The sequence below is a fragment of the Cellulomonas bogoriensis 69B4 = DSM 16987 genome, assembly GCF_000767165.1.
In the GTDB taxonomy this organism is placed as follows: Bacteria; Actinomycetota; Actinomycetes; order Actinomycetales; family Cellulomonadaceae; genus Actinotalea; species Actinotalea bogoriensis.
Genome location: NZ_AXCZ01000062.1, coordinates 1 through 14,800 on the forward strand (window position 1 = coordinate 1; position 14,800 = coordinate 14,800).

Here is a 14,800-nt window from a genome sequence, read left to right on the forward strand (position 1 = left end):
GAGCGCCCCGGCGTGGTGCTCGGCCGCCAGCACCGGTCGCCCGGAGATCTCGGTCACCGCACCCCAGGCGGCGGCGCAGTCCGTCACGACCCGGTCAGACGGTGCCCGGCCGTCGGCCGTGCCGGGCACGGCACCCGTGGCGGTCACCAGCCGCTTCCGCCACCACCGCCCCCGGGCCCGCTGCCGGAGCTGGCCGGGTTGAGGCAGACCGTCTGGATGGTGCCCGCGTGGTTGGCCTTGTCGATGTGGAAGTTCGTGCCGACGTACCCGCTCGAGCCAATGCTCACGATGTAGCCGGTGTAGGCATCGTTGATGACCGCGATGAACTGGCCGTTCGCGTCCGTGTAGAACGTCTGGATCCCGTCCGAGATCCACCCGGTGATCGGCGCGTTCGTGCCGCAGTCACGCAGCCGCAGAGTCACTGCCCAAGCCATGTCACACCTCCTTCGTGGAACCGAAGACCGAGGGGCCGGTGAAATGGCCGGCAGGGATGCCGGCACGGCCCGCGCCCGCAGGGGTGCCGGCGACCTCGAGAGCCACACGTGCGAGACGTTCCGACAGCACCGGCGTCCTGCCCTCGCTGACCATGGACGTGGCGATCCGCACGGCGGCGGCGACCTTCGCCACCAGGTCCTTGGGGTCCTCGATGGGGAACGCCTCCTCGGGCACGGCCTCCAAGGCACCGCCGAACGGGAGCTTCACGCCCTCGACGACCAGCCCGGTGCGCTCCAACCCGTGGTGGAGGTCCTTCTTGGACCGCATCGGCAGCATCGGGAGGAGCTGACGTGCCAGGTCCCGCGTGATCCTCACCGCGGGGTAGTGCTCCAGGACGAGCAGGTCGAGCTCCTGCTCGCCCGCACCCCCCTCGTGCGTGTCGCGGTCACCCGCTGCGTCGTCCCTGACCATGGGCTCGGTCCTCTCCTTCGGTGGGTGGTGGTCGTTGCGCGGGTCTGCGAGCCCACCGGTGACGTGAGTTCCCACGGCCCGCAGGTCCAGGGCGTCCTGCCGTGTGACCAGGACGCTGTACCCCCCCGTGGGCTCCTCGCCCTCCAGCTGCCACACGTGGACGAGGAGCTCCTCGACGTCGGGGAGCTCAAGGTCGACGTGCACCTGCTGCTGCCCGTCCTTGGTGGGATCCAGCCCCTTGACGCGCGCCGCATCACGCAGGTCGAGCTCCTTGACCTGGGGAGCCGTGCGTTCCAGACGGGTGAGGGTCTCCACGCGCCGCCGCAGGGCGACGACGTCACGCCCCTCCGCCTCGTCGAGAGCGGCCCGAGCGGCGCGCAGCGCCGTCGGCGCGGGCCGCAGCACGTCCTCGGCGCGCCCACCGGCGACACCGGTGACGGCGAGCCGGATCGGTCGGTCCTGGAGCACGGCCGTCGTCGTCAGCGTCAGGCTCAGGCTCGAGGTGCCCGCAGGGACCACGGTGAGGTTCCGCTGGCCGACGTGCCGGTGCTGCCTGACGTTCCAGCTCGCAGGGGCTGGATCCATGGGCACCGACGACGCCTTCACCAGCAGGCACGGGTGCCCCCCACCGACGGACTCACGGACCCACGGCTCCGGGCACGCCACGGACGCCGAGGACAACGGCGGCAGGTGCGGGATGTACCCGGTGCCGATCACCTGCGGCGCGGAGATCCCCATGGCCGGGTCGACCACGGCGAACTGCACCCACGTGGGTGTCGCCGGGAAGGCACCCAGGTTCCACACGCGGGCGTGGACGGTGAACGGGACCCCCTCGATCACGGTGTTCATGTCCGTCCCACCGGTGACCCACACGTCCGGGGACAACCAGGAGGGGTCACCCGGTGGGATCGGTCGGTACCCGTGGTCGGCGACGTCGTACCGCACCACCAACCAGGCGCTGGTCGGCTCCTTCAGCGGCGGGTCCTTCGGGTCGTGCTCGTCCTTGCGGTCGTGCTGGTCCTTGCCGTCCTCCTCGCGGGTGGGACGGCCACGCTCGGGCTGCTCGGTCATGGCGGGCCTCAGCTCTGCGGGACGGGTGCGACGGGAATGGTGTAGGGCGCATCCAGCTGCCACGTGAGCCACCCGAGCCCGCGGTCCCCGTCGAGGTTCCAGCTCGGCAGGTCGGTGGAGTCCTCCTTCAGCAGCGCCAGAGCAGCCTGAACCGCGGGACCGAAGCCACGGACGTCCCCTCCCGGCCAGCCGCCCGGTGGTGGCTCCGAGACGAGGTGGTGCACGGGGTTCGCGGCCTCGTCGTCCACGAGGGCGGACGGCCACAACCCTGGCAGCGCCCACACCATGGTCTGAGGGTCCTCGTGGGACCCGCCCGGTGTGCTGGTCCAGGTGGACAGGGCCCCGTTCCACGGACGCTTCAGGCCGTTGATGTTCTTGGACTTGGTGACCGCCGCACCGGAGGTGTACGGCAGCTCGGCACCGGCGAAGGACAGGACCAGCTGGTCCACGGCCAGATCACGCGGGTAGGGGTGCTGCACACCACCGAGGACGGTGAGGTTGTGCAGTGCGGTCAAGCCGTTGAACAGGTAGATCCGCAACCAGAACACGTCGCAGCGCAGGGAGTCCCAGTCCGGCTGGACCGCACCGCTCGCGATGAGGGCGATACCCCCCGCGACCAGGGCCGCCCCCAGCATCCAGCACCCCAGGACGCTCGTGGTGATCCCCAGCAGCGCGAGGATCACACCGGAGACGATCTTCGCGATGTGCGGGTCGTTCTCCGGCGAGGGCGGCTCGGGGAGGAACGGCTGACCGGTCACCGGGTTGATCTGGGTGGGGTCCGTCCACGAGGGAGGACCGTCCGCGCCGCAGGACCCCGGCGGCGACCCGGGCAAGGGGTTGCAGCCGATCACGTCCCCGGACGTCTGGAACCACAGCATCGTGAGCAGGGCCGTGTAGCCGTCCTGGAGGGAGTCGACGGTGAAGGCGACCGGCCCGCCGGGCGTGGACCCGTACACGTCGTCGTACGCCTTCATCCAGAACTCGGCGAAGTCCTCCGGCAGGAGCCTCGGGAGGGGTGCCTCGTCCACGATCGCACGCGCGTTCGCCTCGTGGTCGACCGGACCGAGGCTGACGTCGGCCACGTTCTGCAACCCTGCCGCGCACAGGCTCGTCCAGTCGGAGAACGGGGGGCTCGGGTCGTCCCCGGCCATCGACGCGCCGGTGTCGTAGTAGCCCCAGACCCACGCGTCGACGAAGTTCCCGACCCACCGGTGCCGCCACCAGTGCGTCCGGTAGCACGACCCGACCGCCGAGTTCATGTACCCGGAGCCTGCGGTGAGGGCGGCGTAGGTGACCTGCCACCCGCGGGAGTAGGCGATCAGGCGGAGGTCCCCGGAGTCGTCCGCGTGCTTGCGCAACGCAACGCAGAAGTCCCCCGTGCTGCGCCAGTGGAGGAAGTCGCGCCCCGTCCACAGGCCCGGCGGCGTGAGGTTCAGGTGATCGAGGATCCGCGGCCGTGACCTGTCGCCCATCAGCTGGCCCAGGAGCGCCAGCCGCGACGGGTCGCTGAACTGCTGCAGGATGACCGTCAGGTCAGCTGCGGCCTGGTCCAGGACGTCCTCCACACCGGAGTCGACCAGGTCCTGGAGCGCCGAGAGGTCCTCGTCGTCCGCCGCGGCGGAGACGCTGTCCAGGAGGCCCGTCATGGACCGCAGCACCGGCGCGACCCCGGGGATCCCGCTCGAGGGGTCCCCCACGGCGATACTCAGGACCTCCTTCCACACCGCCCAGTAGGGCGTACGGCCCGGGTCCCCGAAGTTCTCGCCCACCTCAGAGGGGACGAAGTCCCCGATCGCCGGCCCCAACGCCCCGAAGGCGTACCAGTGCGGCTCGGCGTCGATGGCGGCCCGGTCGCCCGCAGGCAGCTGCTGGCGGACCCTCTCGGCGATGACAAGACGTGTGGCCAGACCGACCATGGCTCCCCCTCGAACGTCGGTGCGTCGTCGAACCTGTTCTTGAACCAAGGGGGGATTGGTACGTCCCACTGTCGACCCGCGGGCGCGGAGGCGTCAATGGGTCGAGCGGGCTCGTCGGCACGGAATCGCGACACCCACCGGCAAGACCTCCACAAAGCGGCGCAAGCGGTCGCGGGGTCCGACCCGCGGGGTGCCCGGCGGTCAGGCGTCCCGGAACAGGTACGGCAGGAAGTCGATGAGGTTCGCCTGCCACGTGTCGAAGCCGTGCGGCCCCGTCGTCACCCCGTCGAAGTCGTACTCCACGCCGTTGGAGTCCAGCAGCTCCAAGAGCCCCATCGTGTACTCGTACGTGAAGTCGCTGACGTCGCCGGTGTACATGCGGGCGCGCACCGTGCCCTCGTTGACGGCCGCGGCGTCGAACGTCGGGGTCGCGAACACGAAACCGGAGAACGCACCGATGTAGGCGAACTCGCCGGGCCGGGCCAGCCACACGCCCAACGTGTTCATGGCGCCCATGGACAACCCGGCCATGGCCCGCTGCTGCGGGTCGGAGGAGATCCGGTAGGCGGCCTCGGCGGCCGGGACCACGTTGTCGACGATCTCGGCCTGGAAGTCCGGGACGTTCCCGTTCGGCATCACCACGACCATCGGCTCGACCTGCCCCTGCAGGGTGAGGTTGTCGAGGATCTGGGGGGCACGGCCCACCTCGACCCAGTCGCCCCAGCTCTGCCCGCCCCCGTGGTTGAGGTACAGCACGGGGTACGGGTCGGCCCGCTCGGCGTCGTAGCCCGGGGGTGTCCACACGTAGGCCGAGCGCTCCTCCCCCGCGACGGCACTGTCGTAGGTCAGCACCGACAGGTCACCGCCCTGCCCCTCGGGGACGTCCGCGAGGAGCAGGTCGCGTTGCCCCGGCACGAAGAGAGGGCTCACGTCGGTGAGGGTGTTCACCGAGTCGGCGGGGTCCTTGTGGTCCACGCCGTCGACGACGTACCGGTAGTAGTGGAACCCGTCGAGCGGGCCCAGCGTCAGTCGCCAACGGTCCCCGACCTTGGTCATCGGGATCCGGAACCATGCACCGTTCGGTGCCCAGTTGCCCCAGACGGTGACGTCCTTCGCGTCGGCCCACCGGGTGTCGGTCTCGAACGTGACGATGCCGTTCCGGTCGACGTGCGGCGTCGTGACGGTGCCAGGTGCAGGTGCCACGTACGGCTCCTCGAGAGGCAGGTGCCCCTCGCGCGGCCCCGCGTCACCCACCGGACGGAACAAGCGGGGCGCGAAGTCACGCACCGCCTCCCGCCACGTGTCCCAGGTGCCGCCCTGGTCCGGGTCGACCCCGTCGAACTGGTGCTCGACACCCGCAGCCTCGAACGTCCGCAGCACCGTCTCGGTGGCGTTGTGAGCCGGGTCCAGGGCGTTGCCCACGTACAGCCGGAGCAGGTCGGTGCGGGCGTTGATCCGGTTGACCACCGGTCGGTTCAGCCGGGCCTCCAGGTGACCCGAGAACGAACCGACTGAACCGAACGCCCCCGGGTCGCTCACCAGGACCTCGAGCGCCTGGCGTGCGCCTTCACCGATGCCTGCGACCGCCTGACGCTTGCCGGGGACCGCGACCCGGTACTCGCTCCGGACCGCCGGGACCAGGGACCGCAGGAGCTCGGCCCGCGGGTCGGCGACGTTGACGTCCGCCATCACCACGACCATGGGCTCCAGCTCCCCGTCGGCGGCCAGGTTGTCGAGGATCTGCGGCACCCGCCCCAGCTCGGCCCACTCCTGGTGGGTCTGACCCTCGTCGGCCAGGAGGTACAGCACCGGGTGGGGCTTGCCCCTGTTCGCCTCGTAGGCCGGGTGCGTCCAGACCAGCGCCGAGCGTTCGGTGCCGGTGACGCGGCTGGCGTACGTCAGGGTCGTGACCTCGCCACCGTCCGGCACGTCGGCCATCCACCGGACCTCGGGCCCCGGGACGAACACGGTGTTCCAGGTGGGCTGCGACGTCACCGCCACAGGGCTGGACGGCTCACGGAAGGAGACCTTGGTCCGGTCGGCCATGGTCGCGGTGTACTGGTAGTAGTACAGGCCGGGCTCGACGGGGCCGAACATGGTCGCGTAGGAGTCACCGTCCGGGTCCATGGCCAGGTCAGACCACGTCCCTCGGGGGCCGATGTTGCCCTGCAGCTCGACGACCTCGGGCCGCTCCCCCACGAGCCGGTCGACGTCGACCTGCGGCGCGGTGAACCGGTAGTAGCCCTCGGGAGTCGTCGAGACCCACGCGTCGGGTGCCGGTGGAGCCTCGTCGGCGTGGGCAGGGGCGGCGGTGAGCGCAGCCCCCACGACGAGAGATCCTGCGAGGGCCGTCGGCAGCCCTCGGCGCGGTGCACGGTGGCCGTCTGATCCTGGTCGAGTCATCGCCGTCGATTCCCCCTGGTCCTCGGTGCCCGCGATGCCGTGGGGCACCCGACGGACTGCCTGAGCCGTGTACAACGTTGCACACGGCGGATCGCTCCATCGTGCTCCGCGCCGCACGGGCGGTCAAGGGCACCGCTGCGCCGCGCTCGCCCGACTGGGACCGTTCAGTTGCGTTTTCCGTTGCAGATCGGTCCCACAACGGCACGGGGGCGCATCCCTGACGCGTTCAGGTCAGGTGTCGCTCGAGGCGGCAGCCCACGACCCGGACCGACGGCCCCTCGCCCGGCACCTGGAGGCCGACGGTGACCGTGTCACGCGTCAGCTCCAGGACGACGTCGGCCTCCACCGGCCCCGCGCCCGGCGCACCACCGTCGAGCGTGAGGACGACGACGCCGTCGGCGGTCACCTCGGTCGGGGCGCCGCCCGGCAGGTAGGTCACCACCAGGCGTGGGCGGGGCGCCCCGCCGGTGGTGAGCTCGTAGGAGAACCAGTCCGTGGTGGTGCGCCACCACCGGCCGTCCTCGAAGCCGGGGGTGCTCGCACCACCCCGGAACCCGTGGTCCACCTCGGGCTGCTGCTGCCCGGCGGCGACGGCGTCCAGGGTGCGCTCGGACCGGGCGGCGGCCGCGTCCAGCGTCGCGAGCTCCGCGAGCAGGGCCTCGACGTCACCGTCGCCCGGTACGGACGGCAGGTACAGGCTGTACCGGGCGTCGTGCAGGAACGCGAACGGCTCGAGCACGAGCCGCCCGGCACCTCCCCGTTCGTGGACGTCGAGCACCACGCGGCCGTCGGTGTCCTCCCGCGCGCGGCTCAGCGGGTCACCCACCACCACCGGGGTGCCGACCAGCGGGCGCAGCGGGCCCGCTGCGACGTGGCCCATGCGGGCGTCGCCGGCCACCAGCCCGTCGAGGTCGTCCTGCGACGTGCGGGCGGCGAGCACGACCGGTCCGCGGACGAAGGACACCCACCGCGGGTCGCCGGGCATGGCCTCCACGGTCACCGCGCGTGGCAGACGGACCGTGAGGACGTCACCAGGGCTCCACGTCCGCTCCACACGCAGGTACGCGGTGGTACCGACGAGCACGGTGTCCGCCGGGACCGGCAGTCCGTTCAGCTCGACGTCGACCGACCCGGCAACCCAGGACGGCCGGCGCACCGCGACCCCGACGGGCTCGGACGGGGCGGCGAGCACCTCGACCCGCAGCGGCCCGTCGTCGGTCGCCGTGGTCGTCTGCTCGAGGACCAGTCCGCGCTCCGCGTCGTCCAGCCGCGAGGCGATCCCCAGGTTGAGCAGGACGTCGTCGCCGTGCCGCGCCCACACCAGCTCCCCGTACTTCGTGTGGTTCTCCAGCCCGGTGCCCACGCAGCACCAGAAGCACCGCTGCGCGCTCGAGCAGACCCGGTAGTGGTCGGGCCGCAGCGGCGTGAAGTAGACCAGTCCGCCGCCCGGCCGCTGGCTGGACAGGACGTGGTTGAGGGTCGCGCGCTCGTAGTGGTCCAGGGCCTCGACGTCGCCACTGCTGCACCACAGGGCACGGGACAGCTTGAGCATGTTGGTCGTGTTGCACGACTCCGGCCCCTCGGGCGAGGTGAGCGCGCCGGTGGCGTCGGTCACCGGCGGGAAGTGCTCGCTGACCGAGTTGCCCCCGATCGAGTAGGTGCGGTGCCGGACCACGCTCTCCCAGAAGAACCGGGCGGCGCCGAGCAGCGCCTCGTCCTGCTCGACCTCCCCCAGCCGCTGGTACCCGGCGGCCTTGGCGATCTGGGTGTTGGCGTGCAGGCCCGTCAGGCGATCCTCACGTGCGAGCAGCGGGCCGAGCAGCCGGTGGTGCAGGAACCGTCTGGCCAGGGCGGCGACGTCCGGACGGTCCGCCAGCGCGGCGAGATCGGCCAACGCCTCGCACATCCCACCGAACTCGGTGTCGAGCATGACCTCGTGCGCACGGTCGTCGAGCCGTGCGCCGACCTGGGCCCACCAGTCGGCGAACCGGACCGCGACGTCCAGCGCGGTGGTCGACCCGGCGTACCGGTGGGCGTCGACCAGGCCGGCGAGCAGCTTGTGCAGGTTCTACCAGGGCACCCACGCGCCGTTGAGGCCGAAGGAGTCCGCCGCCACATCACCGGCGGCCACGCGCGTCCACAGCTCCCGACCGCCGGGGACACCACCGACGTACCCGTCACCGCCCGCACGCTGGGCCTCCTGGACGCCGTCGACCAGCCGATCGAGGAACGGCCCCACCCGGGGGTCGTCGGTCGCGATGACCAGCCGGGCGGCCGCGGACATCGCGTGGCCGATCGTGTGCCCGTCCAGGCCTGACGACTCCCAGTTGGGGTACGGGGGCGCGGCGGGCGGCAGGCCGGCCTCCCGCCGCAGCGGCGTGGGCGGGTACGGCGTGGGCGAGCCGACCTGACGCCTGACGCCCCCGGTGACCATCCCGCGACGCTAGCCCGACGGGGCGTCAGGACGCACGGGGTCAGCCCATGGCGAGCAGCGCGAGGGTGGCGTTGGGGACGCCTCGGGCGCCGCGCGTCTGCGCGAACTCCCCGTAGGTGTGGGATCCGGCGAGCGGCACGCCCGGGAGGTGCTCGACGATGGTGGCCAGCTCGTCCCCGGCGCACCCGCTTACGAGAGGGATACCCGCGCCGACGACGGCGTAGGCGCCGCGCACCACGTCGGCGCCCTCGCCGGCGGGACCGCCGGCCAGGAGCATCAGCGCCCGGTGCTGCCCGTCGACCTCCAGCAGCGCACCGGCAGCCTGAGCGCCCGCGGCACGGGGCTCGTCCTCGAGGCTGCCTACAGCGGTGCGGACCTCGAGGCCGGGCCCGCCGATCGCGACCGTGACGACGTTGCCGGAGCCCGCACTGGTGCCCGCGATCTCAGCGGCGGTGGTCGACCCTGCTACGGGTATCTGCGGACCGAGCACCTCCCGTGCCGTGCGGGCGACCGCGTGGACGTCGAACCACGGGGAGACGAACAGCAGGACGAGGGCCGGCGTGCGACCCCCTGCCGCCGTGGCGAGCGCGGCCCGGGGAGCGACGTCGGCGTCCTCCTCGTGAGAGGTACCGACGCCCATCGAGCGGGTGTCGACGGGTGCTGTGGTGGTCATGTCCAGGAGTTCTGACAGCATCGAGAACTGCGTGAACCTCATTCGCACGTGGATGCTGCGTCGCGCAAGACGCTGGGCGCGGTCGCCCTCCATCCGGTGCAACTGAGCCAGCCACAGGCCAGCGCACGTCACCGCCTGGGCTCAGCCGGCGCGGACCGCCCGGTGCCCCACACCACCGCGAGCCCCAGCGCGAACAGCGCCACCTCCCCCAGCGGCAACCCACCGACCGGTGGCAGCACACCCTCCATGCCGGTGACACCCAGCCCTGCCAGTGCCGCGACGCACGTGAGGATCCCCCCGCCGACGGCGACGCCCGAGGGCGCGACCGTCCGCTTGTGCAGGGCGGCGGTCTCGAACCACGCGAACACGGCCACCAGGACGGCCAGCAGCACCGCGAGGACCAGCACCCACGGCACCCGCAGGGCGAACCACGCACCTGAGGCGACCTCAGGCTGGGGGAAGAGGCCCGGCAGCATCAGCGTCGCACCGGCGATCACCACCGGCACCATGTGCCACAGGAAGATCGTCAGGATCACCGCGTTGACGACCACGACCCCCAACCAGACCCTGGGCCGCTGCAACCACGGGTTCACCACCGGGCGCAGCAGCAACGCCACACCGGTCTGGGCGGCCGCGAGCCCCATGAGGGCCAGGGTCGGAGGATCGGCGTTGCCGAGCTCCGGCGGCGGGGCGGCACCCACCATCGTCACACCGTAAGGCCCCCAGGTGATCAACCCGACCGCGACGGCCGCGCCGCCCAGCGCGAGGAGGTAGGCCGGGCGCCGCGTCCGGGTCAGGACGCCCTCGCGCCACGCGACACCCAGCTGGTGCACCGCGAGCCACCCCACCACGTAGTTGCCGCCGGCGACCACGTCGGACCCGGTGAGCACCCGCGCGAGGTCCCCCGCACCGACCACGACCACCAAGGTCACGATCACGCCCCAGCCCCACCGCCGCTGCCACGCGATCATCGCCGGGGCCAGGGCGATCACCGCCAGATACACCACCAGGAACCACAGGGCGATACCCGCGAGCCACACCGCCGTGCGCGCCACCTCGGGGTCGAACCCCAGGGCCAGTGCCAGGGCGAACCCCACGACCAGCAGCAGGACGAACACCGCCGTCGGACGCAGCAGCCGCAGGGCCCGGGACTGCACCCATGCAGCCGCAGACCCACCCTCACGTCGCTGCTTGGCGAACGAGGCGGCGTTGGCGTACCCGCCGACCAGGAAGAACACCGGCATCACCTGGAACACCCACGTCGCCCACGGCGCCCAGTCCACCTCGTACAGGAGGTTCACCCCGCCGAGCTCACCGTCCGTCACGGTCACGGCGCTGGCCAACCAGTGACCGAGGACCACCATCACGATGGCCACCGCACGCAGCAGGTCCACGTACCGGTCCCGGCGCGCAGGAGTGGCCTCCGCGAGCCGCCGCACCCGCGCCAGCGGTGACCGGCTGCGCGCGGACGGCGCCCCGTCAGGTCCGTTCGTCGACGACACTCGACCTCCCGGTGGCCCGGCTGCTCCCTGCACGACGTCCGCCGCAGCGCGCTGAGCCCACCCGCGGCACAGCACCAGCCTGTCAAGGTCGAACAGCCGGCGCGCGTCGACCGCGGCGCTCGCGGGGCCGGTGCGCGGGTCTCAGGAGAACTGACCGGTGAGGCCGAGCCACCCGGCGTACAGCGCACCCAGGACGAGCAGCGTCCCGATCACGGTCACGACGACCTTGCCGAGGGCCACGGAGGCCGGTTGCCTCTCCTGCCAACCGAGCAACGCGGCCGGCTCACGGATGGCGGCGTGCAGGACCCGGGTGCTCTGCTCCCGCACGCGCACGACCCCACGGGTGCCGTCCGGCAGGGTGCCGAACTCACGGACCCGCTTGACGGCGACCCGTCGTCCGCCGACGGTCCTCACGCTCCCGTCCATGAAGTCCGGGTCCCACATGGTCCAGATGTCCGCGATCGTGAAGACCTTGGTGTCGGGCTCGCACGTGACCACCGCCCACATGGCCGTCGCGCCCGCGTCGGGCCCGCCTACGGAGAGAGGCTCCGGGTACCCGACCGCGAAACCCAGGGGTGCCGGACGCACCTCGGCGTCCCCGGGGAGTCCTCTCGACGTGCGTGCGGAACTGGTCCACCGCAAGGCGCGCCACCCGGCCGTCGTGCCCATCAACGCTCATGTGCACCCACGCGTCGGCACCCTACCGACCGGCCTGCTCGCCCCGGCGCCTTTCCACCGGGTCCGGGTCGGACGCACCTCGCCCCCGGTCGGGTCAGGGGTGCTCAGGGTCAGCGGCGGGAGGGCGGGGGCACGGGTTCGGTGCGGCAGCGGGTGCACGCGTACACGAACCCGCCACCCTCGTCGTCACGAGGGACCTTGGTGGCGCGGTGACCCAGCAGACGGCACAGGACCCTGGACAGCACGCCGCCAGGGTACGTCCCGTGGACCGGTCACACCGGGGCAGGGGCCCTGGGGCAGGACCACCACCACGGCTCAACGGCTCTCGCCCGCGAACACGGCGAGCCTCACCGCCACGGTGCTCACCCACACCAGCGCAACACCCATCGCTGCACGCTGGAGCAGACCACCGACGGGGGCGAGGACCTCTGCGGCGATGACCGGGCCGGTCATCAGCACCACGGCACCCGACCAGGTCGAACCGCGTTGCCACGCCCGCGAGAACCGCCCGTCCCGGCGAAGCGCAGGACCTGACAGGACCATCGCCGACGACACCCCCACGGCACCGGGAGCGCTCAGCGCACTGTGCCAACGACCGGTCGCCGTCACGTCGACGCACCCCGGGTCGCAGGGGACGAACCCGACCGCCACCATCCCGACACCGGCCACCACCAGGCACACCGTGGCGACCTCTCGCCACGGACTCGGGCGCAGCACCGTCCGGTATGCGGCGGCGAACACGAGCAGGATGACCCCGAGGAGCACGAACGCCCCGAGGTTCACCAGCCACCGCACCGGCGAGTCCACCGCTCCCAACTCGCTGTGCGTCTGCCTCACGGGGTCGTAGCCAGGGGTGACCAGACCGCCGACGAGAACCACGGCCATGACCACGAGAGGCCCCCCGGCGCCGAGGAGCGCCGCCGGACGTGACCATCGGCGGTGCGTCGGAGCCTCCCGGTCCACCGTGCCCACCACCCCCGGGCACCATCCTCCCCCGTGCACCGGTCGCCCGGGAAGTGGCCGGTCCACGACCCGGGCCAGGAGGACACCGGCACCGGCGCGAGGCCCGATCAGGTCATGACGGCCGGGCGCCGGTGAGTGCGTCGGTGAGCAGGGTGACCAGGGCGTCGAGCTGCACGTCGGTCGAGGAGTCCGCGTCGTCGACCGACGCACCGTCCAGGGCCCGGGCGGCCAGCCCGGACTTGGAGTCGATGAGCTCGGCGATCGTGGAGTCGATGGTCTGGGCGGCGATGATCCGCCACGCGGTCACGGGCTCGTCCTGGCCGATGCGGTGGATGCGGTCGATGGCCTGGGTCTGCTCGGCGTCGGTCCAGGACAGCTCGGCCAGCACCAGGTTCGAGGCGACCTGCAGGTTCAGCCCGACCCCGGCGGCCATGAGGGAGCACACCGCGATCTGCACCTCCGGGTCGCCGACGAACGCGGCCACGTTCTTCTCGCGGGCCTTGGGCGTCTGGTCCCCCCGGATCGAGGCGTACCGGATCCCACGGTCGGCGAACGTCTGCTCGGCGTGGTCCATGACGTCCACGTGCTTGGCGAAGAACACGACCTTGCCGACGTTGCGCGCCAGCTGGGCGGCGTAGTCGGCCGCGAGCCCCGCCTTCGCCTGCCCGATGCGCCGGACCATGGTGAAGACGTTCTCCCCACCGGTCTTGGACGTGGTGTCCTTCAGCTCTGCCGCGGCGACCCGGCGGGCCAGGGTCAGGTCGACCTCACCGTCGGTGGTGACCTCGGTACGGGCCTCCAGGGCGGCCCGGTACCGCTGGACCAGGCGCGTGGCGAGGGCCTTCTCGGCGGCGCGGATCGAGCGGCCCACGGCGCCGTCGAGCTCCACCGGAAGGTCGGCGACGCGGCGCGCGGGGATGTCGGCCACGACGTCGACCTTGCGGCGCCGCACGATGCCCATGTCGATCACCGCGGAGCGGGCCGCGGAGTAGAACCCGGGGTCGGCCGGGGTGAGGCCGGTGTCCTCCAGGGCGGTGAGCAGCGGGCCCAGGGGCGTGTCGTCGTCGATCCACCCGAGGTACTGCCAGATCGCCCGGAAGTCCTCGATGTCGTTGATCAACGGGGTGCCGGTGAGCGCCATGAGCAGAGGCCGGCCGGCGCGGGTGCGGATGCGGTCGGCGATCCTCAGGACGTGCTGGGACCGTTGGGAGGACTTGTTCTTGATGAAGTGGGCCTCGTCGACCACCATGCCGCGGAACCCCAGGTCACCCAGCCAACCGATGTGCCGGTCGAGGATCTCGTAGTTGACGATGACGACGTCGGCGAACCCGTCGACCTTCTCACCGTCCCCGTGGACCACGGTCGCGCGCCGCTGCGGGGTCCACAGGCCGACCTCGTGCGCCCAGTTGGTCTTCACCACGTTCGGGGCCACGACCAGCAGCGGGTAGGCGTCCGCGGCCTGGGCTGCGAGGAGCGCCTGGGCGGTCTTGCCGAGCCCGGGCTCGTCGGCGAGCAGGAACGTGCGGTGACCGTCAGCGGTCGCGGCGACGACCTGCGCCTGGTGGGGCATGAGCCGGCGTCCGGCCGGCACCGGGACCTGACCGGCGACCGGCAGGGACATGCAGGCCGGCGCCCCGGGTGCGTCGCGTTCGAAGGACCGGAACAACGGCTCCAGCAGCTCCCACCCGGCCAGGCGGCGGGGGCGGGCGGCAGCCCTCTCGGCGGCCGCCTCGAAGTCGGGGGCGAGGAACGGGTTGGCGAGCTGCCGTGAGATCACCGACCGGGGCACCACCTGCTTGTCCGCACCGGGTGCAGGCGGCGCGGGTTCAGCCGGTGGGGGCTCCTCGGGGGCCTCCAACCCGGCGGCACGCATCATCGTGGCCTTCAGGGACCGGGCCGCGTCCGAGACGCGGGCGTCGTCGGCCAGCAACGCCAGCAGGGACGTGTCCCGGGCCGCGATCTTCGCCAGGAGCGTCGCGACGTCGTCCAGGCGCTTGAGGTCGCGGTTGCGGCGCGACTCGCTCGAGGTGGCGTCGGCCATCAACCGGGCCCGCTCCTCACGCACGAGCAGGGCCACGACCTGGAACTTGGTGCGCACCAGGGGCTTGGTGGGGGGCCGACGGACCGCGTTGTCGACGTCGCGGGCCGCACCGGCGAGCACCGGGATGAGGCCCTTCTCGGTGGGACCGGACCCGCGGCGCCGCTGACCGCCGCCGTCGCGGCGCTGCCCGGTTGCTGCCGGGCGCGCGCGACC

The 14,800-nt window shown here is 72.3% G+C and carries 11 protein-coding genes and 1 pseudogene; all 12 read right to left on the reverse strand.

What is annotated here, in order from left to right:
- Nucleotides 1-143: 143 nt before the first annotated feature.
- Nucleotides 144-434: a hypothetical protein gene (locus N869_RS07525; protein ID WP_156968415.1), complete on the reverse strand. Its 291-nt coding sequence runs from the start codon at nt 432-434 to the stop codon at nt 144-146.
- Between the two features lies 1 nt (nt 435).
- Nucleotides 436-1,977 (reverse strand): hypothetical protein, encoded by a 1,542-nt coding sequence (locus tag N869_RS07530; RefSeq protein ID WP_035059835.1) that lies wholly within the window; start codon nt 1,975-1,977, stop codon nt 436-438.
- 8 nt (nt 1,978-1,985) lie between these two features.
- On the reverse strand, nt 1,986-3,893 hold the full coding sequence (locus N869_RS07535; RefSeq protein ID WP_035059837.1) for a hypothetical protein: 1,908 nt from the start codon (nt 3,891-3,893) through the stop codon (nt 1,986-1,988).
- 201 nt (nt 3,894-4,094) lie between these two features.
- Nucleotides 4,095-6,221 carry an alpha/beta hydrolase-fold protein gene (locus N869_RS07540; RefSeq protein ID WP_052105220.1) on the reverse strand — a complete coding sequence of 709 codons (2,127 nt, stop codon included), beginning with the start codon at nt 6,219-6,221 and terminating at the stop codon, nt 4,095-4,097.
- A gap of 301 nt (nt 6,222-6,522) precedes the next feature.
- Nucleotides 6,523-7,281 carry a DUF6805 domain-containing protein gene (locus N869_RS18450; protein WP_332248759.1) on the reverse strand — a complete coding sequence of 253 codons (759 nt, stop codon included), beginning with the start codon at nt 7,279-7,281 and terminating at the stop codon, nt 6,523-6,525.
- 33 nt (nt 7,282-7,314) lie between these two features.
- A pseudogene (locus tag N869_RS18455) lies at nt 7,315-8,730 on the reverse strand (beta-L-arabinofuranosidase domain-containing protein); the annotation flags it as partial.
- A gap of 40 nt (nt 8,731-8,770) precedes the next feature.
- Nucleotides 8,771-9,445, reverse strand: coding sequence for an FIST N-terminal domain-containing protein (locus N869_RS07550; RefSeq protein WP_052105223.1), 675 nt, complete (start codon nt 9,443-9,445; stop codon nt 8,771-8,773).
- Nucleotides 9,446-9,531: 86 nt separating this feature from the next.
- Nucleotides 9,532-10,905, reverse strand: a complete 1,374-nt coding sequence (locus N869_RS07555; protein ID WP_052105224.1) for an acyltransferase family protein — start codon at nt 10,903-10,905, stop codon at nt 9,532-9,534.
- A 141-nt stretch (nt 10,906-11,046) separates the two neighbouring features.
- Nucleotides 11,047-11,493: a hypothetical protein gene (locus N869_RS07560; protein ID WP_156968417.1), complete on the reverse strand. Its 447-nt coding sequence runs from the start codon at nt 11,491-11,493 to the stop codon at nt 11,047-11,049.
- Nucleotides 11,494-11,693: 200 nt separating this feature from the next.
- Entirely contained in the window at nt 11,694-11,828 is a 135-nt protein-coding gene (locus N869_RS18760) for a hypothetical protein (RefSeq protein ID WP_269545873.1), read from the reverse strand.
- A gap of 70 nt (nt 11,829-11,898) precedes the next feature.
- Nucleotides 11,899-12,756 carry a DUF998 domain-containing protein gene (locus N869_RS07565; protein ID WP_332248758.1) on the reverse strand — a complete coding sequence of 286 codons (858 nt, stop codon included), beginning with the start codon at nt 12,754-12,756 and terminating at the stop codon, nt 11,899-11,901.
- Nucleotides 12,659-14,800: DEAD/DEAH box helicase (locus N869_RS07570; RefSeq protein ID WP_052105225.1), on the reverse strand; the 2,142-nt coding region annotated here is incomplete at its 5' end. The genes N869_RS07565 and N869_RS07570, both read right to left, overlap by 98 nt.

Excerpts from the sequence above, each read along its gene's own strand:
- N869_RS07525 (WP_156968415.1), bottom strand. The coding sequence starts at position 434 with ATGGCTTGGGCAGTGACTCTGCGGCTGCGTGACTGCGGCACGAACGCG.
- N869_RS07530 (WP_035059835.1), bottom strand. The coding sequence starts at position 1,977 with ATGACCGAGCAGCCCGAGCGTGGCCGTCCCACCCGCGAGGAGGACGGC.
- N869_RS07535 (WP_035059837.1), bottom strand. The coding sequence starts at position 3,893 with ATGGTCGGTCTGGCCACACGTCTTGTCATCGCCGAGAGGGTCCGCCAG.
- N869_RS18450 (WP_332248759.1), bottom strand. The coding sequence starts at position 7,281 with ATGCCCGGCGACCCGCGGTGGGTGTCCTTCGTCCGCGGACCGGTCGTG.
- N869_RS07550 (WP_052105223.1), bottom strand. The coding sequence starts at position 9,445 with ATGAGGTTCACGCAGTTCTCGATGCTGTCAGAACTCCTGGACATGACC.